The organism is Chelatococcus sp. CO-6, assembly GCF_001271345.1.
Classification (GTDB): domain Bacteria; phylum Pseudomonadota; class Alphaproteobacteria; order Rhizobiales; family Beijerinckiaceae; genus Chelatococcus_A; species Chelatococcus_A caeni.
The window spans coordinates 798,430-819,398 of record NZ_CP012399.1; the positions used below are offsets into that span (position 1 = coordinate 798,430).

The window sequence follows — 20,969 nt, forward strand, 5'->3', positions numbered from 1 at the left end:
CAACCTTTCCATCCGCGCCGTCTTACGCGGAGACGGGCGCGCGAGACGAAACCGCATCCTCGATGGCGGCACGCAGGACCGTGAACTCCTCCTCGAGCGGATAGTGGTGGTTACCGATGAAGAAGCCCGCCTCGTCGATGCGTTCGGCGTTCGGCAAATTGTCGCTGATCGTGTAGTCGAACCAGCGCAGCACCTCGTTCTTGGCGAAGTTGCCGGCGACGATCGGCCTTACATCGATCCCGGCGCGCGTGAATGCGGCGATAAGATCGGCCCGTGAAACCGGTGCATCCGACTCCACGATCATGCTGAACCCGAACCAGCTGCTTTCGCCGATCTCCCGCTGAGGCCGCAGGAAGGGATAGTCCCGCACGAGTTCGAGGAAGCGTTCCGCATTCCTGCGGCGCTCGGCGACGAGATTGGGCAATTTGCGCAATTGCGCGAGGCCTATGGCGCCGCTCATCTCAAGGGGGCGCAGGTTGTAGCCCGGCAGGATGAAGCGGAACGATTCGGTGAAGGGGTCGTCGCTCTTGGGCGTCGAGACATGATTGAACTTGGGCAGGTTGCGCGTCCAACCATGCGCCCTGAGGGCGAGGAGGATGTGGTAGAGCTCCTCGTCGTCCGTCACCACCATTCCGCCTTCCATCGTCGAGATATGGTGACTGAAGAAGGCGCTGAAGCTGCCCATCACGCCGAAGGTGCCCGTCTGGCGCCCTTCGAATGTCGCGCCCATGGATTCGCAGTTGTCCTCGATGAGGGCGATGTCGCGGTCGCCGACGATCCTTGCGATCTCGGCAAAATCATTCGGATTGCCGAGCAGATTGACGATCATGATCGCCCGGGTCTGCGGCCCCACGGCGCGGGCGAGCTTGCCGAGGTCATAGTTCAGCGTGTCGCGGTCGACATCGACGAAGCGCAGCTTCAGGCCATACTGGTAAAGCGGATAGTAGGTCGTGCTCCAGGAGACGGCAGGCACGATCACCTCGGCGCCGGGCTCCAGCGCACCCTGCTTGCGATAGCGCAGAGCCGCCACCATGAGCAGGTTGGCCGAGGATCCGGAATTGACCATCACGCAATGGCGGCTGCCGGTGTAATCGGCAAAGGCGCGTTCGAATTCGGCGACGCGCGCGCCCATCGTGAACATGCCGGAATCGACGACGGTCTGGATGGCCGCGATCTCCTCGTGGTCCCAGCTTGAATTAGCGAGCGGATAACGCATCAGCAGCTCCCGAGGAGAGATAGAAATCGTAGGTGGCACGCAGGCCTTCGCGCAGGGACGTCTGCGCCTGCCAGCCGAAAGCCTTCTGCCGTGAGACGTCGAGCAGCTTGCGCATCATGCCGACGGGCTTCGTCGTGTCATGCACGAAGCTGCCCGTGTAGCCGACGACCTCGGCGGCAACCGCGTAATATTCGTTGACGCTGTAGTCCTCGCCGAGGCCGACGTTCAGCACATCCGGCATTTCAGCAAAGCGGTCCACGGCGAACAGGATGGCGTCGGCGAGATCACCGGAATACATGAACTCGCGACGCGCCGTGCCGTCCCCCCAGATCTCCACCTCCGGAAGACCGTCGCGCTTGGCCACGTGGAGCTTGTGGATCACCGCCGGCACCAGGTGCGACACGGCCGGATCGAACTTGTCGTGCCGCCCGTAGAGGTTGCACGGGATCATCGTCTTGTAGAGCAGCGAGGGATCTTCCCGATGCACATAGCTGCACAGCCGGGCGATGGCGCATTTGGCCAGCGCATAGCCTTCATTGGTCGGCTCCAGCGTGCCGCTGAGGACATCCTCCTCCTTCAGCGGATCCGGACTGTTGCGTGGAAACATGCAGGAGCTGCCGAGGTTGAGGAGCCGCGTGACACCCGCCTCGCGCGCGGCGAGCACGATGTTGCGGCCGATGTCCCAGTTCTCCGTCAGGAAGCGGACAGGCTCGCGGATGTTCGCCTGGATGCCGCCGACGCGCCCTGCCGCGTGCACGACGATGTCGGGACGCACCTCACGCAGGACGCGGAGCGTCGACGCATGATCCGTCAGGTCGAGCTCGGTGCGCCGGGGCGCAACAACCTCGATCCCGCGCTCGCGGCACAGGTCGATGATGTTGCGGCCGACCATGCCGCCTCCGCCCGTCAGGAGAATGGTCGTCATTCGCCGGCGGCTCCATTGCGCACGGCGGTGTTGCTGAGCGCGCGCATCTGTTCCTCGCGACGGGCCTCGGCGAGATCGCTCTCCACCATCTCCTTCACGAGCTCCCGGAAGCTGATGCGGTGCTGCCAGCCGAGCTTTTCGCGGGCCTTGGAGGGGTCACCGAGGAGGAGGTCGACTTCGGTCGGGCGGAAATAGCGCGGGTCGATGCGCACGAGGGTCTTGCCGCTCGCCTCGTCGATGCCGACCTCGTCGACGCCCTCACCCCGCCAGGCGATGGTGCGGCCCAGCTCGGCGAAGGCGAGCTCGACGAATTCGCGCACCGAATGGGTTTCGCCGGTGGCGAGCACATAATCCTCGGGCGTATCCTGCTGCACGATGCGCCACATGCCCTCGACATAGTCGCGCGCATGGCCCCAGTCGCGCTTGGCGTCGAGATTGCCGAGGTAGAGCGCCTCCTGCAGGCCGCATTCGATGGCCGCGACGGCGCGGGTGATCTTGCGGGTGACGAAGGTCTCGCCGCGGATCGGGCTCTCGTGGTTGAAGAGAATGCCGTTCGAGGCGTGCATGCCGTAGGCCTCGCGGTAGTTCACCGTGATCCAGTAGGCATAGAGCTTGGCCGCGGCATAGGGGCTGCGCGGGTAGAAGGGCGTCGTCTCGCGCTGCGGCGTCTCCTGCACCTTGCCGTAGAGCTCGGAGGTCGAGGCCTGATAGAAGCGCGTCTTGCCCTCGAGCTTCAGCAGGCGGATCGCCTCGAGCAGGCGCAGGGTGCCGATGGCGTCGGCATTGGCCGTGTATTCCGGCGTCTCGAAGCTCACCTGCACATGGCTCTGGGCGGCGAGGTTGTAGATCTCGTCCGGCTGGATCTCCTGCACGATGCGGATGAGATTGGTCGCATCCGTCATGTCGCCGTAGATCATGCGGAAGCGCGGGTCGCCCTCGTGCACGTCCTGGTAGAGATGGTCGACGCGCGCCGTGTTGAAGGACGAGGAACGGCGCTTCACGCCCCAGACGCGGTAGCCCTTGGCGAGGAGCAGCTCCGCCAGATAGGCGCCGTCCTGGCCGGTCACGCCGGTGATGAGTGCACGTTTAGACAAGTTGCTCATCCTTCCATTGCTGGCGCGCGCTGCGCGCCGGTATCCGGTCGATCCTCGCCGCGGGCAAGGGTCTCGTCAGCGATCGCCTCAGTGCCGGCTCCGGCGGAGGCGGCGGCCACGGAGACATGCAGCAGCGGCGGGGTCACGATGCGGTTGCTGTCGACCTGCCCGCCGAGGCGGTCATAGGTCGCCTGCGGCGTGCGCGCATCCGTCACCACCACGGCGTCAAAGGCGGGCGCCTCTTTCAGCGCGCGCACCACCGGCACGCCCGCGACGCGGCCGCGGTTGGTCTCGGCATCGAGCACCGCGACGACCTCGATCGCGTTGTCGCGGGCGGCGAGAATGGCGATCTCGGCAAGCTCGCCTGCACCCGCAAGAACGACGCGGCGCAGACCGACGACATCGAGGCGGCGGAAGCCGTCCGCATATTGCTCGCGCGCATCGCGGAAAAAGCGCAGGGAAATGTCGAGATAATCGGCCACGAGCCGGCTCTTCTCGGAAAAGCCGCTCGGTGTCAGGTAATAGGCGTAGCGCTTGTAGGGAGCGGCCCTGGCCTTCACATAGCCCTTGCGGATGGCGCGCTTGAGCAGCGCATTGACGAGGCCGATGGAGACACCGATGCGCTGCGACAGCGACATCTGCGTCACCACCTCCCCGCTTTCCAGCGAGGCGAGCAACTCGAGGTCGACCTCGTTCGGGAGCTTGTCCGCCATCTGCCCTGCGTCTCGTGCGATCCGGCGGCTCGAATAGTCGTTCACGGCGTGAACGTCAAGCGTGACGTTCACGCCGTGAACGAAGCGCACAACTCTCTCAGACCCGCTTGTAGATGTCCTCGATGCGGACGATGTCGTCCTCGCCGAGATAGGGGCCGGACTGCACCTCGATGAGGTTGAGCGGCAGCTTGCCCGGGTTCTCGAGCCGGTGCACGCAGCCGAGCGGCAGGAAGATCGATTCGTTCTCGCGCAGCAGGATCTGCTCCTCGTCCCGGGTGACGAGGGCCGTGCCGTTGACGACGACCCAGTGTTCGGCGCGGTGGAAATGCTTCTGCAGCGACAGCTTGGCGCCGGGATTGACGGTGATGCGCTTGACCTGGAAGCGCTCGCCGTCGTGCACGGACTGGTAGAAGCCCCACGGGCGATAGACGCGCTGCGTCTGCGTGGCCGCGGCGTGGCCGTCCTTCTTCAGCGTCGCGACGAGCTGCGAGACCTTCTGGTCGCTGTCGCGCCGCGTCACGAGCACGACATCGGGCGTCGCCACGACGACGAGGTCCTCGACCCCGAGGGCCGCGACGAGGCGGCCTTCGCCGCGCAGATAGGAGCCGCGCGTCTCGAGCGCCACCACGTCGCCGACGCACAGGTTGTTGTCCGTGTCCCGGCTGCCGATCTCCCACAGGGCCGACCAGCTGCCGATGTCGCTCCAGCCGAATTCGGACGGCACTACGGCGGCCTTGTCGGTCTTCTCCATCACGGCATAGTCGATCGAGATCGATGGTCCGGCGGCGAAGGGGGCCTCCGCGAGGCGCAGGAAGTCGAGGTCGCGCACGGCGCCCTTCAGTGCCTCCCGCGCCGCGGCGAGCACGGCGGGCGCATGGCGCTCGAGTTCGGCGACGAAGACGGCAGCGGGCAGGAGGAAGATGCCGCTGTTCCAGAAATAGTCGCCCCCGGCGACATAGCCCTCGGCCGTCGGCCGGTCGGGCTTCTCGACGAAGGCGGCGACGACGTTGATGCCAGGGGTTCCCGGCAGCGGATCGCCGCGGCGGATGTAGCCGTAGCCGGTGGCTGGCTTGTCCGGGCGCATGCCGAAGAGCACGAGGCGGCCGGCCGAGGCCGCGGCCGCGCCGGTGGCCACCGCGGCGCGGAAGGCGGCGGCGTCCTGCACCACGTGGTCGGCCGGCATGATGAGGATCAGCGCATCGGGGTCGCTCTCAGCCGCCATCAGCGCCGCGACCGCCGCCGCCGGCGCGGTATTGCGGCCGACCGGCTCCAGCACGATGGTGACGCCCGCGATGCCCGCCTGGCGTGCCTGTTCGGCGATGACGAAGCGATGCTCCGCATTGGCGATGACGACGGGCGCGGCAAAGCCCGGCTCGCCGGCGACGCGCGCCAGCGTCTGCTGCAGCAGGCTCTCCTCGCCGGCGAGCGCCAGGAGCTGCTTGGGAAAGGATTCGCGCGACAGCGGCCACAGGCGCGTGCCGGTGCCCCCGGACAGAACGACCGGGACAATCCGCGGATGCTTCGCCATGTGGGCCCTCCCGTCAGCCGACGAGAGGCGCCGGCGCCACGCGCCCTTCCCCCGTCGAGTGTCGTCGTGCGAGTCGCGCTCGATGCCGCTTCCTAGCGCAAAGCGACAATCATGGAAATGCCGGTCGCGCAGCTCCGGGCCGGCTCAGGCGGCCTGCTCCTTGTACCGCGCCAGGATCTCCTCGATCGGCCCTTCGCCCGCGATCCGCCCCTCGTGCAGCAGCAGCGCGCGGTTGCAATAGGCCCTGAGCGTCTGCGGGGAGTGCGAGGCGAGCACGAGGATATGCGCCTTGTCGATCATCCGCTCCAGGCGCTCGCGCGTCTTGCGGACGAAGCTCTCGTCGCCGACGCTGATGAATTCGTCGAGCAGCAGGATGTCCGGCGTGCGCACCGTGGAGATGGCGAAGGCGAGCCGCAGGCGCATGCCGCTCGAATAGGTGCGCATGGGCAGGTGCATGAAGCCGCCGAGCTCGGAGAACTCCGCCACTTCGGGAATGTAGCTGCGGGCCTCCGCGATGCTCATGCCGAGGAAGACGCCGCGCAGCACCACGTTGTCCGCCCCCGTCAGTTCGGCGTCCATGCCCATCGTCAGGTCGAAGAGCGAGGACACCCGCCCGTCGATGACGGCCGAGCCAGAGGTCGGCTCATAGGCGCCGGCGAGCACGCGCAGCAGGGTGGACTTGCCCGCCCCGTTGCGGCCGACCAGCGCCAGCCGGTCGCCGGGATTGAGCGTGAGCGAGATATCCTCGAGCGCGCGCACGGTGACGAGGTCGCCCGCCTCCTCCAGCCGGCCGCCTACCCGCGCCAGCAGGGCGTTGCGGAGCGACCGGTTGCGCGAGTTGTAGATGGGGAAGTCGACCGAGGCGCGGTGCAGGGCGATGGAGGGCATGCCGGCTCCTTACAGCCAGTAGACGATGCGCGCCCGGAACCGCGCGAAGAGCGGCGCCGCCACGAGCCCCATCAGAACGATGACGGCGAGCGCCTGCAGGTAGCGCTCCACGCCCGGCCATTGCCCGTGCAGGGGGTCGGCGACGATGAGGAGGAAGACGGCGAAGGGATTGAAATCGACGATGTAGGATGCCTGGCCGCCGAGCTGATCGGTGTGCCACATCACCGGCGTCAGGAAGAAGGCGACCTGCAGCAGGCTCTGGATGATCTGGGGCAGGTCGCGGAAGCGCGTGCACAGGAGGCCGATCGCCATCGCCGTGAGCAGCGAGGCGACGAGGGCGAGCAGCAGTCCCGGAACGACCATGACGACGGCCGGGGTCGGGACGATGCCGAAGAGCATGAACACGAGCGCGATGATGACCAGGTTGTGCGCCAGGATGATGAGCTGGCGAACGATGACCCGCATGACGAAGATCGTCTTCGGCATCGCCTGCTGCCCGAGGATATGGCCGGCCTGCGTGAAGACGCCCGTGCTGTCGGTGACGATGCCGGCGAGCAGCGTCCAGATGACGATGTTGACGGACAGGTAGGGCACGTAGGTCTCGATCGGGCGATCGAACAGATAGGAATAGACGATGCCGATGCCGGCGATGAAGATGCCGGTGCTCAGCGTGATCCAGAACTGGCCGAAGCGGGAGCGCTTGTAGCGCTGCCTGATGTCGTTGAAGGCGAGCAGCGACCAGATATGCCAGGCTGCGAGGCCCTGGGTGAGGTCCTCGGCGGCGCGCCGCCAGTCTGCTCTCGTCGGGAAAAGGGACATCTGCTGGTTTCTTGCTGTTTGCGTGGCACCGCATGGGACGGACCGCTGCGGCATTGTGCGCCGGACGCGGCCGCCCTCATCCGCTTCGGTGCTCGTGCCTGCAGCCCGCGCGATGGCGCACAGCGCCCTCAAGGAGCGGGACGAGCGCCGCATCTTTCCGGATCGGCGTCATTGCTCGGCCGTGCTGCCGGGAGGCTCCGGCGGGGATATCTCGTCAACGAACCGCGGCAGCGCCGGCTGTTGGGCGGGCGCGGACATGGTCCGCAACCCGTCCCACACGCCGCGGGCGATCGCCGTCAGCGCATAGGAGCGGCGCCGCCCCTTCAAGGCGTAGACGATGGCCTGGAGGCCGATGTAGGGGAGCATCTTGGCTTTCCAGCGCAACGGCACATGGCGCATGGCGAGCATGCGCACCTGGTTGCGGACGTAGGTGTAGAGCCTCGTCGGGGGCTGCACGGGCAGCGTGAGCCGCAGCAGCGGCACCGCAATGGACCCTCGCCCCAGCCGGTGCTCCATCCGGGCGTCGCGCGCGACCCAGCAGGAGAAGCCCCGGTGCCAGGCGCGGAAGCACCATTCGATGTCGACGGCATCGATGAAGAAATCATCGCGGAAAGGCCCGACCGCCTGATAGGCGGCGATCGAGACGAGCGAACCCGACGAGATCACGAAATCCACGGCCCGGAAGCGAGCGGCCCCGTCGCGGCCTGGCCGCAGGAAGATGCGCACGTCCTTGAAAGCCGGCGTCGCCTGCCGGGGGCCGACGGGCTGGACCCCCACCGCGGCCACCTGCTGCCCCGCCGCGGCAAGCTCCACCATCAGATCGGCGAGGTGCCGGACCACCTGCGGCCGCAATGTCGAATCCTGGTCGACGAGCAGCACCGCATCGCCACCATACTGGCCGGCGCGCCGCAGAATCTCATTATAGGCACTGCCGAGCCCGACGTTCTCGCGCGATTGGATGATCTCGATGCGAGCACTGCCGCCGACGGCCAGTAACTCTTCCCGATGAACCTGCGACAACGGGGAATTCGCGAATATCAATACGCATTCAGTTGTCTGGGCCAATACCGACACCAGATCCAGCAGCAATGCCTGCTCAGGTCGATACGTGACGACCCCTGAATAGATGCGCAATGATAAGGTTAACACAATACCCGCGCCAATAAGACAAGTAGAAAATATACGCGAAACGTGGCATTCAGATTTTTAAAATTCAACTAGATTTTTATGCGTTTTGCATCCTCAGGCATCCCCGAACCCCTGTCAAGACGGGCCCGCCCGGCAAGGTGAAGGCGCGGCCGCCCTGCTCATGCGGCAGTCCGCCGCAGCACGCGCGCCACCGCTGCCGTCGCAGCCAACTCCCGAGAAACCCAGCGACAGGCGCGCCGGGCGGACGCGCTCCGTACCGGCCCGTGATCCGGATCACTTGCCGTCCGACCATGCAACGGAGCGCGCGGGCCTTTCGCACACATCAACCGGGCGGCGACCACGTCGTCCGTGCAGCGGCCACGGCAACGCGAGGAGCAGGCCGGCCGGCGCCACTTGACTGCAAACAAACGTGACAATAAGCTATTTTGTATAGTGCCGGTTTAGTTTGATTACGGCCCCTGATCCCGTTTCATTGGAAGATTGCCCATGACATATTCTTATCAGCACCACCTCCCCTGAAGCACCGCCATGTAATCGCTTGCTGCGAGGGACCTGCCCTCCGGCGGAAACGCTCATGCCAGCTCCGGCCGACGGCTGCGATCCGGCGGGATAGCCGGATCCTTCGAAGGTCGAGGTCGGGTTGTCGCATGTGCTCCGGAAGGAAGACGTGCGCCAGCCGGGCTGCGGGCGACGAGCGCGCCGAGCACAGCGCCTAGCGCCTGCCCGGATCCGCCACCCGGAGCCCGGGGCATTCACGTCCTGCAAGGGACCGATCCTCGGTCAGCCTTGCCGCGCAGGCGCCTTCGAGCGGCCGGCATCCGCCGGCGGTGAAGAGCGCGGCCTCGCGGACGAAAGGCTGGTGCGGGCGATCCGGCGGCGTGCCCGAGCAGCAGCGACGGCAGGCTCATGTCCCGGCGGAGCGAGCGGCAGAGAGCGGCCCCGTTCCCGCGGCTCGGATAGCCGGCCGTGAGGCGCGGGATACGGGAGCGAGTCCCGGCGCAGGACCAAAACCGAACCGATACTATGCGACAGCTTCATATGGACATCGCAACGCCCTCTCTTCCTGCCGGCGATGCTGCCCCGGCGATGTGTGCGCCGCAGCCTGCCCCTGGCGCACGGTCGCCGTCGTCACGCGCACGCGGAGCCGGCCGCTCCTGCTGCGCCGCGCGGCCCAGAGCATCGGCCGCCAGACCTTCCGGGACTTTGTCTGGGTGGTCGTCAACGACGGCGGCGACGAGGAGGCGGCGCGGTCCATCGTCGAAGGGGCCGGGCTCGACCGGGACCGTGTCCTCTTTCTCTCCCTGGCGCAGAGCCGCGGCATGGAGGCCGCATCCAATGCGGGCATCGCGGCGAGCCGATCGGAATTCGTGGTGATCCATGACGACGACGACAGCTGGGCGCCTGATTTCCTGGAGAAGACCGTCGCCTTCCTCTCGGGCCCGCGGGGCCGGCGCTACGGCGGCGTCATCACCCATTCGATCCACGTCTCCGAGGACATCCGCGACGATCAGGTGATCGAACGTCAGCGCCGTCCCTTCCAGACCGCGGTGCGCGACGTGCAACTGGCGCAGATGCTCCGCGGCAATTTCTTTCCGCCGATCTCCTTCCTGTTTCGCCGCCCCGTGTGGGACGAGATCGGCGGCTTCAACGAGGACCTGCCGGTTCTGGGCGACTGGTTCTTCAACCTGGAGTTCCTGCTGAAGGCCGACATCGGCGTCCTGCCGGAGCCGCTGGCCTTCTACCACCACAGGGACCAGGCCCCGGTCGCGAACGTCTATGCCAATTCGGTCATTGCGGCAGGGCACCGGCACGGCGAACTTGCGGCGGTCGTGCGCAACGCGTTCCTGCGCCGCCACATGGACAAGGCCGCGGTGGCGCTCAGCCTCGTCCTCGGCCACATCGACGACATGCGCCCCGGCGAGGTGGCGGCCGCGGCAGGCCCGGTGCAGCGGCCGCCGAACGTCCCCGACACGGCCGGCGACGAAGACCGGGCGGATCTCGACTGGGTCATCGGCAGCGTCAACCGCAGCCTGGCCGGAAGGTCCCTCAAGACATTGGTGAGGTCGCTGCGCATCCGGCCGCTCGAGCCTGACGCGGGATGGAACCAGGCGCTGGCGGCCCTGCAGAAGCTGAAGGCCTCCGTCCCCGTCCCCGATCATTTCGACGAGGCCGCCTATCTTGCCGACAACCCGGACGTGGCGGACGCCGTGCAGAAGGGAGAGCTCCACTCGGGCTACCTGCATTTCCTGCTGTTCGGCCGCTTCGAGGGCCGGCGCCGCCCGGGCCGTCACGCCGGCAACGTCGCGGAGGCGCGCGACAACGCCCGCCCGGCCCCGGGCACGCAACACGTTCTGAAGCCGGTTTTCGACACGCCCGCCATGCTGCGCGCGGCGCATCGCATTGCCGGTTTCGAACGGGTCCTGCACGTCGCGCACCACGAATGGCACGGCATCCGCCAGGCCACGGCCTATTGCCCCGGGCACAAGCTGCTCATCCCCGCCGACGGGGCGCTGGAAGAAGCCGACAAGGCCCAGATCGCAGAGGAGATCCAGGCCCTCGGCATCACGCATGTCGTGTTCCAAGGCTATTCCGAAAATGCCGACCAGCTGCTCCTGTCCCTGAAGTCACGCTTCGGCGCAGGGCTGCGCTGCCATGCGATCACGCACGTCACCACGGCGCAGTTCGAGCATCATTTCGAGATGGTCATGCAGGCGCGCCTGCTGATCCGTCTCCGCATGGGCTCCCTCCAGGGCCTCGCCTCGGTCAAGCCCGATTTCGGCGCCGTCTTCGAGAATTACTGGCCGGGCCTCATCGTCAATTTCGCGCCCGACCTGCCGTCGCAGGGCTCTCGGCAGCCGCCGGACCTGCGCTCGGTCTATGCGCCGCTCGACGCGGGCTGGCGCAAGAACATGTATACCAACGTGCTCGGCGCGCTCACGGCCGGCAATATCGAGCAGGTCAAGACCGCCAATTTCCCCAACGGCCTCGAAAGCCTCGTCAATCTCGACCGGCTGCGGCTCGTCGGCTATCTGCGCGGGCGCGACCTCTTCGAGGAGATGGCGCGCAGCTCGCTCGTGCTTCTGGCGACCCTCGCCGAATGCCAGCCCATGACCCAGCTCGAGAGCCTGGCCGTCGGCACGCCCGCCATGACGGGGCCGCTGGCGATCCGCGAGTTCGACGACGATCCGCTGATACGGCTCTGCACCACGCCGCATCTCGACAACCCGGCCCTGCTGGCGCGCGACATCGAACGGCTGGTCGCGGCCCGGCACGACGACCCTCCGGCCATGCAGGAGATGATCACCAGCCATCTCGCCCGGCGCCATGCCCTGGCGGCGCAGCGCTATGCCGACTTCCTGGCGCTGTGACATGCCAAAGCCCGCGATCTGCTTCGTGACCAACGAGCTCTATCCGCTGGGCCCCGGCGGCATCGGGCGCATGCTGCACAATTTCGCCCGCCACAACGAGGCGATGGGCTGTCCGGCTGAGATCCACTTCCTCGTGCCGCCCGAACTCCTGGCGAGCCGGCCCGATGCGTCGATGCTGCTCGCCGGCACGTTCGACGGGCTGGCGCAGGTACACGTCTGCCCGGACCTCGCGAGCCGGCCGGACCTGACGGCCCAGCTGCTCGCCCGCGCCGGCGCCCATCCCTGGACGCTGGAATGGCACCAGGCCGAGTCCTATCGGTACTACCAGGGCCTCCTCGCCGCCGAGCGCAGGCGCGGCGCGCCGTTCGACATCATCGAATTCCCCGACTTCGGCGGCTGGGCCGCGGCGAGCATCGAAGCCAAGCGCGCCGGCCTCGCCTTCACGCAGACGCTCATCGCCGCCCGCATCCATTCCACGCAGGGGGTGATCTACCGGGCAGAGCGCTTCACCCACCATCCCGGCCATTCGCTCGGCATCTTCTTCGATGCCGAGCGCCATCTGCTCGCTCATGCCGATCTCGTCGTGGGGCACGAGCGCACGGTGCTGGCCTTCAACGAGGAGCACTACGGCCTCGCGGAGCGCTGGCGGGGGCGCTCTCTGCTGGAATTCCCGCCCATCCTCCTCGACGATGGCGACCGCCCGGTGCAGGCGGAGCGCAAGCCGGCGGACTTCATCTTCTCTTCGCGCCTGCAGCCCTTCAAGCGACCGGACCTCTTCATCCGCGCCGCGGTCCTCTTCCTGGAGAACCATCCGGACCACGAGGGCTGTTTCCGGCTCGTGTCCTACGGATGGGACGAGGCCTATATCGCCGGCCTGCGGGCGCTGGTGCCGGAGGCGCTCAGGGAGAAGATCCTGTTCGTCTTCGGCGCCAGTGCCGCCGAGCGCGAGAGCCATCTCGCCCGCTCGATCGTGGTCGTGCCGTCCGACTACGAGAGCCTGTGCCTGTTCGCCTTCGAGGCGAGCCGGATGGGTTGCAAGGTCATCCTCAACGGGCGCTGCCCCGCCTTCGGCGAGACCTCGCGCTGGCGGGACGGGGAGAACTGCCTCCTGTTCGATGGTTCCGTCGCGGGCCTCGCGACCGCGATGGAAAAGGCCCTGGGCTGGGCGCCGTCGGCCCCGGCCAGCGTAGCACCCGACACGCCCTACTGGCTGCGCCCGGCATCGTGGCCCGTTCCGCGATCCGCCGCGGCAGCGAAGGAGCGCCCGGGCGTGACGGTCGTCTGCCACGGCGTTCGCTCGCCCGCCGAGTTCGAACGGCATTTCGACACCGTGCTCCACCTCGATGCCGAGCTTGACGTCGCGGGCGGCCGGGATGCGGTGCATGTCCTGCTGCCGCGGGGACATTTCGCTCCGGACGGGCCGGAGGCGCGCCGTGTCGAGGCCCGCGGCTGGCAGGCCGTGTTCACCTCCGGCAAGAGCGAATGCCCCGAGATGCTGGCGCGCCGACTCGCCGCGCTGGAGCGGGAGGCGGTGCTGCTCTACCCCTTCGGCTTCGAGGCCGCGCCGGGCTTTCTCGCCCACGCGCTCAACGCGATGGCCCGGGATGCGGAACTCGGCCTCGTCTGCGGCCATGTGGAACTCGTCGACCCGCATACGGCGAGAAGCGACTATCTGCGCGCCTATGCCGGCGAGGCGCCGTCGATGGCGCTCGTCTCGAGCCGCATCGCATCGTCGTTCTGTCTGCTGCGACGCGACCTGCCGGCCCGGGTGCCGTTCGATCCGCGGGCCGGCGACCTCTGGTTCGAGGTCTTCGCCCGGGAATGTGCGCTGAGGGGCGAGGGCATCCTCGTCATGCCCGTGATCGCGGCCACCATGGACGCCTTTCTGGCGGGGCGACGCGAGACGACCAAGAAGATCTCCGGCGGGCTCACCGATGCGGCAGGCATCGCGGCCGGGCTGCCTGCCCGCCTCTTGAGCCTCGACCCCGTCCAGCCGCCCGGCGACGGGCCCGACCGGCCGCTGGCGCTGCATGGCGAGCAATTACGGCCGGTCTCGCGCGTCCATCCGCCGGGGCGCGTGCGGGAGTGGGAGCCGGTGCAATGGCATGGCGGCGCCCAGGGCATCGTCGTCCACCCGCTCGCGGGGGAGGTGACGATCGGCGAATTGCGCGGCCCGCACCGCCGGGTCGGCCGCATCGTCGCCCATGTGCGCAACCTCAACGAGAACAACGGCGGGGTCGAGGCTGCCGTCGCCCTGGCGCGCGGCAACGCGGAGACGCAACGCATCCTGGCCCATCTCAACGGGGGTGGCGCCGCGGACGACATCGCCCTCAGCGCCTGGCAGACCGTCGGACCCGGCCGGCAGGCGCTGATCGAGCTCTCCGCCTATGGCACGAGCCGGGGCAACGACCGGCTGCTCCTCATCACGCGGCTGCCGCCACGCGGTGAGGAGAGCGACTGCCACCTCGCCTTCGAGCGCGTGGAGCTCTGGTTCAACGAGAACACCCTCTGACGGCGCGAAGAATGCCGCTCATCCTGCGGCGTCGGCGCGCCCGCCTTCAGCCTCCCGCCGAGCCCCGCCGCCCCATAGAAGGAACAATCATGATCCCTCCCTTCGGCCTTCTCGTCGCCCGCCAGAGATCGGGAACCGGCGCGCTGGGCAGCCTCCTCGACCGGCAAAACCATCCGCAGTTCTATTATCTCGGCGAGATCTTCCACCCCGAAGGCCTGGGCGATCGCCACAACTATTTCACGCACCTCCGCGACTACGTTCGGGAGGATCCGCTGAATGCGATGGCGGCGAACGCACCGCAGAATTTCAGAAAATTTCTCGGGACCTTCGCCGAAGAGGGCAGGACGCTCCTGCCCGACGTCAAGTACAACAGCCTGCACAGCCTCAACGGGCATTGGCAGGCGCCGCTCGCCCGCCCGTGGCTCCTGGAATTCGCGCGGGCCGAGGGCGCGCCGGTCATCCACCTCACGCGCAAGAACCTGCTGGAGGTCTTCGTCTCCGGCCTGCTCGCCGCCGCCAACAAGATCTGGCACACGGCCGATGCGGCCGAAGCGAAGATCCGCTCGGCCGTCGTCGACATTCCGAAGCTGCTGCGCTTCATGGACGACATGCAGCGCGAGCAGGGGGTGATCGAGCGGTGGCTCGGCGGGCACCGCCCCCTCGTCACCCTCGACTATCAGGAGATGTTCGACGCGGACGGGCTGCTGGCACGCGAAAAGGCCGACGAGATCGCGCGCGCCTTCGCGGCGGATCCGATCACGCAGCGCAAGCCCTCCTTCGTCAAGCAGGCGCCGCGCAGCCTCGCTGAATCCATCCGGAACTACGATGAGGTGGAAAGGGCGCTCGCCGGCACGCCCCATGCCTGGATGCTCACCGAGGACGGCGCCCCGCCGGCCCCGCCCGCCCCTGCCGCCATCAAGGGATCTCCCGTGAAGAAATTCGTCTTCCAGAACTCCGCCATCACCATCAACGGGCACGGCGTGACGATGCACAGCATCACCGCACCGTGGGGAGAGGACGACAACCTGCTCGGCGCCATGCGGCAGGGCTCCTTCGACGAGCCGAGGTCCCTCGCCTACTGGCTCTTCCTGGTGGAGAGCGCACCGCAGAACGCGATGGTCCTCGACGTCGGAGCCTATACGGGCCTGTTCTCGCTGCTGACGGCGCGGGCCCGGCGGGACGTCCTGTCCATCGCCTTCGAGCCGTCGTCGGTGACCTTCGGGCGGCTCGTCTACAACATCCAGCTCAACGGCTTCAATCCGCGCATCGTGCCCTGCCATCTCGCAGCCTGGAAGCAGGAGGAAATCCTGACCCTGCCGCACAGATACGGCTTCTTCAGCCTCTGCTCGGGCGAGAAGATCACGCAGACCCAGGCGGTCGACCACACGGAGACGGTCAAGGCCGTGCCGCTGGACAGCATCCTGCAGCCGGCACGGCCCGACTATCTCAATGCGCCGCAGCTCGCGGCGATCGCCGAGCGCCCCGTCGCCGCCGTCAAGATCGACGTGGAGGGCGTGGAACCCGAGGTGCTGGAAGGCGCGAGGCACCTCATTGCCGCCTACCGGCCCGCCTTCATCTGCGAGACGCTCGACGCTGCGGCGCAGGAGAGGCTCACCGCCTTCTTCACCTCCGTCGGCTATGCGGTGATCCCGATCGCGGGTGAGCGCAACGTGCTCGCCGTGTCCGAAGGCCGCCATGCCGCTTTCGAGCGCGAATTCGCCGCCTGGGCGGAGCGGAGCGGCACGGCGGCCACGATCGGCGGGCATGTCATCGAAGGCTCGCGCTTCGAGACGGAACTCTGAAGCAGGCGCATGTCGCAGCCGAGAGCGACCCGGCCGGGCGGGCCGTCCGCCGCATCAGAGCTCGGCCTCGGCCGCCCAGTGCCAGTAGACGGCCTGGGTCGTGGCGGTCGTGACGAAGTCGATCATGCAACCGGCCCCGCCGGGCACGTAGATGCCGCCGATGGTGATGTCGGCATCCGGCTGGGCGCGCACCTGTCCCGCAGCGCCGGTGCTCGGGTTGTAGATCGTCACCGTGGGCGCCGCGCGCTTGATGACGCGGAAGGGAATGTCGGCCCGGTGGTTGGCGGCGATCTGGAAGGTGTTCTGGTTGCGCCGGCCCATCTGGCTCGCCGTGCCCGGCGCCACCTCGAGATTGTAGGATTTTTCGAAGTAGCGCTGGCACATGATCAGCTCCTGGCTGAACGGCCGCACCTCGAAGGCTGACGGCACCGTGCCACGCTCCAGCTGCGGCAAGGCGAAGGTGCCGCCCGAAAAGCGCACGGTGACATTCGCACCGCCGGCAAGCGACACGGTGCCGCCCTTCGCCACGGCCGCGCCGTTGATGCTGGCGCTCGCCGTGCCGGTCCACGACAGCACGTAGGTGCCGGCCACGACGTCGACGCCCTCGATCACCTGCTCGACGCCGCCGGCCGGCGCCGTGAAGGTCCGATAGCCGTTGGCCTCGGTCCAGGACAGGGCCTGCCCTGCGGCCACCACCCGCCAGCGGTCGAGCGTGTAGCGGCTGGCGGCCGCCGTCGCCGTGCCCGAGACATAGCCGCGCTGGTTCACGAGGCCGCGGGCGTTGATGAGGAGATTGCGCAGGCCGCATTCCTGCCGCGTCTGCGGAAGCGTGACCGCGCCGCTCGCGGGATCGATCCGCAGGGCCTGCGTCCAGAGCGAACCGTCGGCCGAGACCTTGATCTCGAAATTGTCGCTGCCGGCGAGGCCGACCTCGGCACGGCTCGACCAGTCGGTCTTGAAGATGAGCGAGACGGTGTCGGCGGGGCCTTCCTTGTTGAGCGCCATGCGCAGGGCGCCGCTGCCGCCTTCGCCCGCGTATTTCGCCGACCACACGGCATTCTCGAGCCTGGCGGCGAAGGCATTGACCTCGTCCGCCTGGGTACCGATGCCGAGCCCGACGAGATCGTGCAGCTCGGTCGCCGCTCCGCCCTCGACGCCCTCCCATTGCGTTCCGGTCCAGACGCAGAGGCGCCCTTCGCCCGCCACATAGGCCGTCCAGCCCGGCGCCGGCGGGAAGGTGAACCAGCCTCCGTCCATGAAGGCGGCGACATGGTGGTCCCTGCCCGCCCAGGCACCCGTCGCGCCTGCGGCGACGATGTGGCGCGCGCCCTCGGCGGGGTCGGCCGGCGGCACGGACCGGTCCCTGTCCGCGACGGCGAGCTGCACCAGCGCATCCAGCATGCGCAGCGCCTCGTTGTGGGTCACGTGCTTCTGCGCCTGTCCGGCGGCGATATAGGGCAGCTTCAGATTGGCGGTGGTTTCGGGAGCGATGGCCACGGCAGTCCCCATGAATGATCCGATATAGGATATTAAACCTATAATGGGACATTATGTCAACCGCCCTCGCCTCGGCGCGCGCCACGGGCTTGCCAGCCGCTACGCCGACGGCTACATGTTCCGCTTGTTTGTTTGCGTTATTTGCAATTTCTCCTTTTTTGATCCGATTGCCGAGCCATGCAGGACGCGACCAGCGCCGCCCCGTCTTCAAGCCGTTCGACCGCCCGCCCCATGCTGAGCGCCCATCAGCGCATGCTGGAGGCGGAGGCCATCCACATCCTGCGCGAGACCGAGGCCGTGTTCCGCCGGCCGGTTCTGCTCTATTCGATCGGAAAAGATTCCTCCGTCCTGCTGCACCTGGCGCGCAAGGCCTTTCACCCGGGCCCCATTCCCTTCAAGGTCGTGCATGTCGACACCACCTGGAAATTCCGGGAGATGATCGCCTTCCGGGACGCGCAGGCGCGGGCGCTCGGCCTTGACCTCGTCGTCCACACCAACCATGAGGGGCTCGCGGCCGGCATATCGCCCGTCAGCCACGGCGCCGGCCCCTACACCCATGCGATGAAGACGGTGGCGCTGCGGCAGATCCTCGACCGCCTCGGCGCCGATGCCGCCATCGGCGGGGCGCGGCGCGACGAGGAGAAGAGCCGCGCCAAGGAGCGCATCTTCTCGGTGCGAGCACCCGGCCACCGCTGGGACCCGAAGATGCAGCGCCCCGAGCCGTGGGGGCTCGCCAACACCCGGCTCCTCGAGGGCGAGACCATGCGCGTCTTCCCCCTCTCGAACTGGACCGAACACGATGTGTGGGCCTATGTCCGCGCCGAGGCGATCCCGGTCGTGCCGCTCTATTTCGCGCGCGAACGGCCCGTCGTGCGCCGCGGCGACAGCCTGATCATGGTGGACGACGCCCGCCTGCCGCTCGCACCGGGCGAGACGCCGCAGCCGATGCGGGTGCGCTTTCGCACGCTCGGCTGCTACCCGCTGACGGCGGCGGTCGTATCCGAAGCTGCGACCCTCGATGCCGTCATCGACGAATTGCGCGGCTCGCGCCGGTCGGAGCGCGCCGGCCGCCTCATCGACGGCGAGCGGGCGGATTCCATCGAGGCCAAGAAGGCGGAAGGATATTTCTGAGTGCGCATCATCGATCCCTCCGCGACGAGCGCCGCACCGATTGAGGAACCCGGCCTGCTGAGGGTCCTCGCCTGCGGCGCGGTCGATGACGGCAAGTCGACCCTGCTCGGGCGGCTGATGGCCGATGCCGGCCTCGTGCCGGAGGACCAGATGGCGGCCGTCGCCTGCGCCAGCGGCGAGGATGGCTTCGACTACGCCCTGCTGCTCGACGGCCTCGCCGCCGAGCGCGAGCAGGGCATCACCATCGACGTCGCCTACCGCTATTTCGCGACCGCGCGGCGCAGCTTCATCGTCGTCGACGCCCCCGGACACGAGCAGTTCACCCGCAACATGGCGACCGGCGCCTCGGTCTGCGACGTCGCGGTGCTCTTGGTCGATGCGCGCAAGGGGCTGCTGCCGCAGACGCGGCGGCATGCGGCCATCGCCAGCCTCATGGGCATCCGCGACGTCATACTCGCCGTCAACAAGATGGACCTCGTCAGCCATGAGGAGAGCGTGTTCGGGGCCATCGTGGCGGCATTCCGCACCCATGCCGACAGCCTCGGCCTCGATGTCCGTCCCGTGCCGGTCTCGGCGGCCCTCGGCGAGAACATCGTCCATCCCGCCGCTGCGATGCCCTGGCACGCGGGCCCGCCCCTCCTCGGCCTCCTCGAAACGCTCACGCTCGCGCCGCCGCGCATCGGCAGCCTGCGCTTCCCCGTCCAGCGCGTCAGCCGGCCGGATGCGGACTTTCGCGGCTACCAGGGCACGGTCGCCGGCGGCCGCGTTCGGCGCGACGATCCCGTGGTCGCTCTGCCCGGCGGGCAGCCGAGCCGCGTCACGCAGATCGTCACCTTCGACGGCGAGGTGGAGGAAGCGGGGCCAGGCGAAGCCGTGACGCTGGTGCTCGACCGCGAGATCGAGGCCGGCCGCGGCACCGTCTTCGCCTCTCCGGACAACGCGCCGGCCTGCGTCGACCACGTGGTCGCGCGCCTCGTCTGGCTGTCCGAGACGCCACTCGCCACGGGCCGGGAGCTGCTCATGCGGCACGGCACGGACCTCGTGCCGTGCCGCATCACCGCCCTGCGCAACCGGCTGGACATCGTGCGCATGGCGGAGGACCCGGCAACCACGCTCGGCGCGAACGACATCGGCACCGTCACCATCGAGACGGCCCGTCCCGTGGTCGTGGAGCGCTATGGCGACAACCGCGCGCTCGGCTCCTTCCTGCTCATCGACCGGCTGACCAACCAGACGCTCGCCGCGGGCATGGTGGTCGAGGCCGTGAACGCCGCCGCCAACCTCTACTGGCAGCGCTTCGACACAGACACGGCGGACCGGCCGACGGCGGGGCGGCAGACCCCCGCCATCCTCTGGCTCACCGGCCCCTCCGGCGCCGGCAAGTCGACCGTGGCGAACGCGCTGGAGCGCCAGCTCACCGCGGCCGGATGCCACGCCTATGTGCTCGATGGCGACAACGTGCGCCACGGCCTCAACCGCGATCTCGGCTTCTCGCCGCCCGAGCGCGCCGAGAACGTGCGGCGCCTCGCCGAGGTGGCGCATATCCTCGCCGATGCCGGCCTCATCGCCATCGTGGCGGCCATCGCCCCCTATGCCCAGGACCGGGCGAACGCCCGCGCCATCGCGAAGGACGTGCCGTTCTACGAGATCTTCGTCGACACGCCGCTCGATGTCTGCGCCTCGCGCGACCCCAAGGGGCTCTACAGGCGGGCCCGACAGGGCCTCGTCAGCGACTTCACCGGCGTCGGCGCCCCCTACGAGCGGCCGCAGGCGCCCGACCTTCGCCTCGACGGCACGGCCGAGACGCCGCAGCAGGAAGCCGGGCGCATCGTCGATCTCCTCACCGCGCGAGGCCACGTGCCTGCCACCTGACAAAAGAGGCTCCGCCGCAGCCCCCGGCCGGAAAGTGGCCGTCTTTTCCGGGCACGATTGCGCTTCATCAAGGACGCGGTCCACCGCGCGCGCAAGCATGGATTCTCCGACAGGGAGGGAGAGACGATGACCCCGGACAAGCAAGCCACGCATCCGCGCCGTCCGAACGCCGGCGACATGCAATTGCCGCTCGAGGCATTTCCGCTCTGGTTCAAGGCCTCGACATTCGACCTGCCGGTCGCCCTCGGCACGGAGATGCTGCACTTCATGGCCCGCCGCCTCGAGGCCCAGGCCTCCTTCTGGCAGGATCTCGGCCGCTGCCGGGACGTTCCGGAGGCGGTGGAGCGGCAGACGGCCTTTGCGCAACAGGCGGTCACGGACTATACGCAGGAATTCGCGACGCTCGTGCGCAAGGCCGAGGACAAGGTCATCCATACGGAGCACTGAGCGCGCGG

The 20,969-nt window shown here is 68.1% G+C and carries 15 protein-coding genes; 6 read left to right on the forward strand and 9 right to left on the reverse strand.

Annotated features, from left to right (window positions below; genetic code table 11):
* Nucleotides 1-22: 22 nt before the first annotated feature.
* The 8 genes from AL346_RS24210 to AL346_RS24245 form a co-directional block, all read right to left on the reverse strand.
* Nucleotides 23-1,216 (reverse strand): DegT/DnrJ/EryC1/StrS aminotransferase family protein, encoded by a 1,194-nt coding sequence (locus AL346_RS24210; RefSeq protein WP_019401841.1) that lies wholly within the window; start codon nt 1,214-1,216, stop codon nt 23-25.
* A complete protein-coding gene (locus AL346_RS24215) occupies nt 1,197-2,141 on the reverse strand; it encodes a GDP-L-fucose synthase (RefSeq protein WP_019401842.1) in 945 nt (314 codons plus the stop codon). The genes AL346_RS24210 and AL346_RS24215 overlap by 20 nt, the downstream gene beginning before the upstream one ends.
* On the reverse strand, nt 2,138-3,244 hold the full coding sequence (gene gmd, locus AL346_RS24220) for a GDP-mannose 4,6-dehydratase (protein ID WP_019401843.1): 1,107 nt from the start codon (nt 3,242-3,244) through the stop codon (nt 2,138-2,140). Before gmd ends, AL346_RS24215 begins: the two co-directional genes overlap by 4 nt.
* Complete coding sequence (locus AL346_RS24225) at nt 3,241-3,948, reverse strand: winged helix-turn-helix transcriptional regulator (RefSeq protein ID WP_019401844.1); 708 nt, start codon at nt 3,946-3,948, stop codon at nt 3,241-3,243. Before AL346_RS24225 ends, gmd begins: the two co-directional genes overlap by 4 nt.
* Nucleotides 3,949-4,045: 97 nt before the next feature.
* Nucleotides 4,046-5,476, reverse strand: coding sequence for a mannose-1-phosphate guanylyltransferase/mannose-6-phosphate isomerase (locus AL346_RS24230; RefSeq protein ID WP_019401845.1), 1,431 nt, complete (start codon nt 5,474-5,476; stop codon nt 4,046-4,048).
* Between the two features lie 144 nt (nt 5,477-5,620).
* Nucleotides 5,621-6,364, reverse strand: a complete 744-nt coding sequence (locus AL346_RS24235) for an ABC transporter ATP-binding protein (RefSeq protein WP_019401846.1) — start codon at nt 6,362-6,364, stop codon at nt 5,621-5,623.
* Nucleotides 6,365-6,373: 9 nt separating this feature from the next.
* Entirely contained in the window at nt 6,374-7,183 is an 810-nt protein-coding gene (locus AL346_RS24240; RefSeq protein WP_019401847.1) for an ABC transporter permease, read from the reverse strand.
* Nucleotides 7,184-7,351: 168 nt separating this feature from the next.
* Nucleotides 7,352-8,332 (reverse strand): glycosyltransferase, encoded by a 981-nt coding sequence (locus tag AL346_RS24245; RefSeq protein ID WP_256381331.1) that lies wholly within the window; start codon nt 8,330-8,332, stop codon nt 7,352-7,354.
* A 1,088-nt stretch (nt 8,333-9,420) separates the two neighbouring features.
* On the opposite strand from AL346_RS24245, the gene AL346_RS24250 reads away from it, so the two are divergent.
* The 3 genes from AL346_RS24250 to AL346_RS24260 all read left to right on the forward strand — a co-directional run bounded on the left by AL346_RS24250 (nt 9,421) and on the right by AL346_RS24260 (nt 16,014).
* Entirely contained in the window at nt 9,421-11,700 is a 2,280-nt protein-coding gene (locus AL346_RS24250; RefSeq protein WP_053194229.1) for a glycosyltransferase, read from the forward strand.
* A gap of 1 nt (nt 11,701) precedes the next feature.
* Entirely contained in the window at nt 11,702-14,212 is a 2,511-nt protein-coding gene (locus AL346_RS24255) for a glycosyltransferase (protein ID WP_040404179.1), read from the forward strand.
* Nucleotides 14,213-14,301: 89 nt separating this feature from the next.
* Complete coding sequence (locus tag AL346_RS24260) at nt 14,302-16,014, forward strand: FkbM family methyltransferase (protein ID WP_053194231.1); 1,713 nt, start codon at nt 14,302-14,304, stop codon at nt 16,012-16,014.
* Between the two features lie 54 nt (nt 16,015-16,068).
* Here the strand turns inward: AL346_RS24260 and AL346_RS24265 are convergent, their stop codons facing one another.
* Nucleotides 16,069-17,523 (reverse strand): DUF2793 domain-containing protein, encoded by a 1,455-nt coding sequence (locus AL346_RS24265; RefSeq protein WP_053194232.1) that lies wholly within the window; start codon nt 17,521-17,523, stop codon nt 16,069-16,071.
* Nucleotides 17,524-17,688: 165 nt separating this feature from the next.
* Here AL346_RS24265 and cysD point away from each other — a divergent pair, with 165 nt between their 5' ends.
* From cysD to AL346_RS24280, 3 genes are all read left to right on the forward strand, one after another.
* The gene (gene cysD / locus AL346_RS24270; protein WP_082312725.1) at nt 17,689-18,642 is read left to right on the forward strand and encodes a sulfate adenylyltransferase subunit CysD; all 954 of its coding nucleotides are present in this window, start codon (nt 17,689-17,691) and stop codon (nt 18,640-18,642) included.
* The gene (gene cysC / locus AL346_RS24275; RefSeq protein WP_019400453.1) at nt 18,643-20,514 is read left to right on the forward strand and encodes an adenylyl-sulfate kinase; all 1,872 of its coding nucleotides are present in this window, start codon (nt 18,643-18,645) and stop codon (nt 20,512-20,514) included.
* Nucleotides 20,515-20,640: 126 nt separating this feature from the next.
* Nucleotides 20,641-20,961, forward strand: coding sequence for a phasin family protein (locus AL346_RS24280; RefSeq protein ID WP_156332940.1), 321 nt, complete (start codon nt 20,641-20,643; stop codon nt 20,959-20,961).
* The last annotated feature ends 8 nt before the right edge of the window (nt 20,962-20,969 follow it).

Bases quoted from the DNA above. Each gene is read 5' to 3' on its own strand.
- AL346_RS24210 (WP_019401841.1), bottom strand. From the start codon at position 1,216: ATGCGTTATCCGCTCGCTAATTCAAGCTGGGACCACGAGGAGATCGCG.
- AL346_RS24215 (WP_019401842.1), bottom strand. From the start codon at position 2,141: ATGACGACCATTCTCCTGACGGGCGGAGGCGGCATGGTCGGCCGCAAC.
- gmd (WP_019401843.1), bottom strand. From the start codon at position 3,244: ATGAGCAACTTGTCTAAACGTGCACTCATCACCGGCGTGACCGGCCAG.
- AL346_RS24225 (WP_019401844.1), bottom strand. From the start codon at position 3,948: ATGGCGGACAAGCTCCCGAACGAGGTCGACCTCGAGTTGCTCGCCTCG.
- AL346_RS24230 (WP_019401845.1), bottom strand. From the start codon at position 5,476: ATGGCGAAGCATCCGCGGATTGTCCCGGTCGTTCTGTCCGGGGGCACC.
- AL346_RS24235 (WP_019401846.1), bottom strand. From the start codon at position 6,364: ATGCCCTCCATCGCCCTGCACCGCGCCTCGGTCGACTTCCCCATCTAC.
- AL346_RS24240 (WP_019401847.1), bottom strand. From the start codon at position 7,183: ATGTCCCTTTTCCCGACGAGAGCAGACTGGCGGCGCGCCGCCGAGGAC.
- AL346_RS24255 (WP_040404179.1), top strand. From the start codon at position 11,702: ATGCCAAAGCCCGCGATCTGCTTCGTGACCAACGAGCTCTATCCGCTG.
- AL346_RS24260 (WP_053194231.1), top strand. From the start codon at position 14,302: ATGATCCCTCCCTTCGGCCTTCTCGTCGCCCGCCAGAGATCGGGAACC.
- AL346_RS24265 (WP_053194232.1), bottom strand. From the start codon at position 17,523: ATGGGGACTGCCGTGGCCATCGCTCCCGAAACCACCGCCAATCTGAAG.
- cysD (WP_082312725.1), top strand. From the start codon at position 17,689: ATGCAGGACGCGACCAGCGCCGCCCCGTCTTCAAGCCGTTCGACCGCC.
- AL346_RS24280 (WP_156332940.1), top strand. From the start codon at position 20,641: ATGACCCCGGACAAGCAAGCCACGCATCCGCGCCGTCCGAACGCCGGC.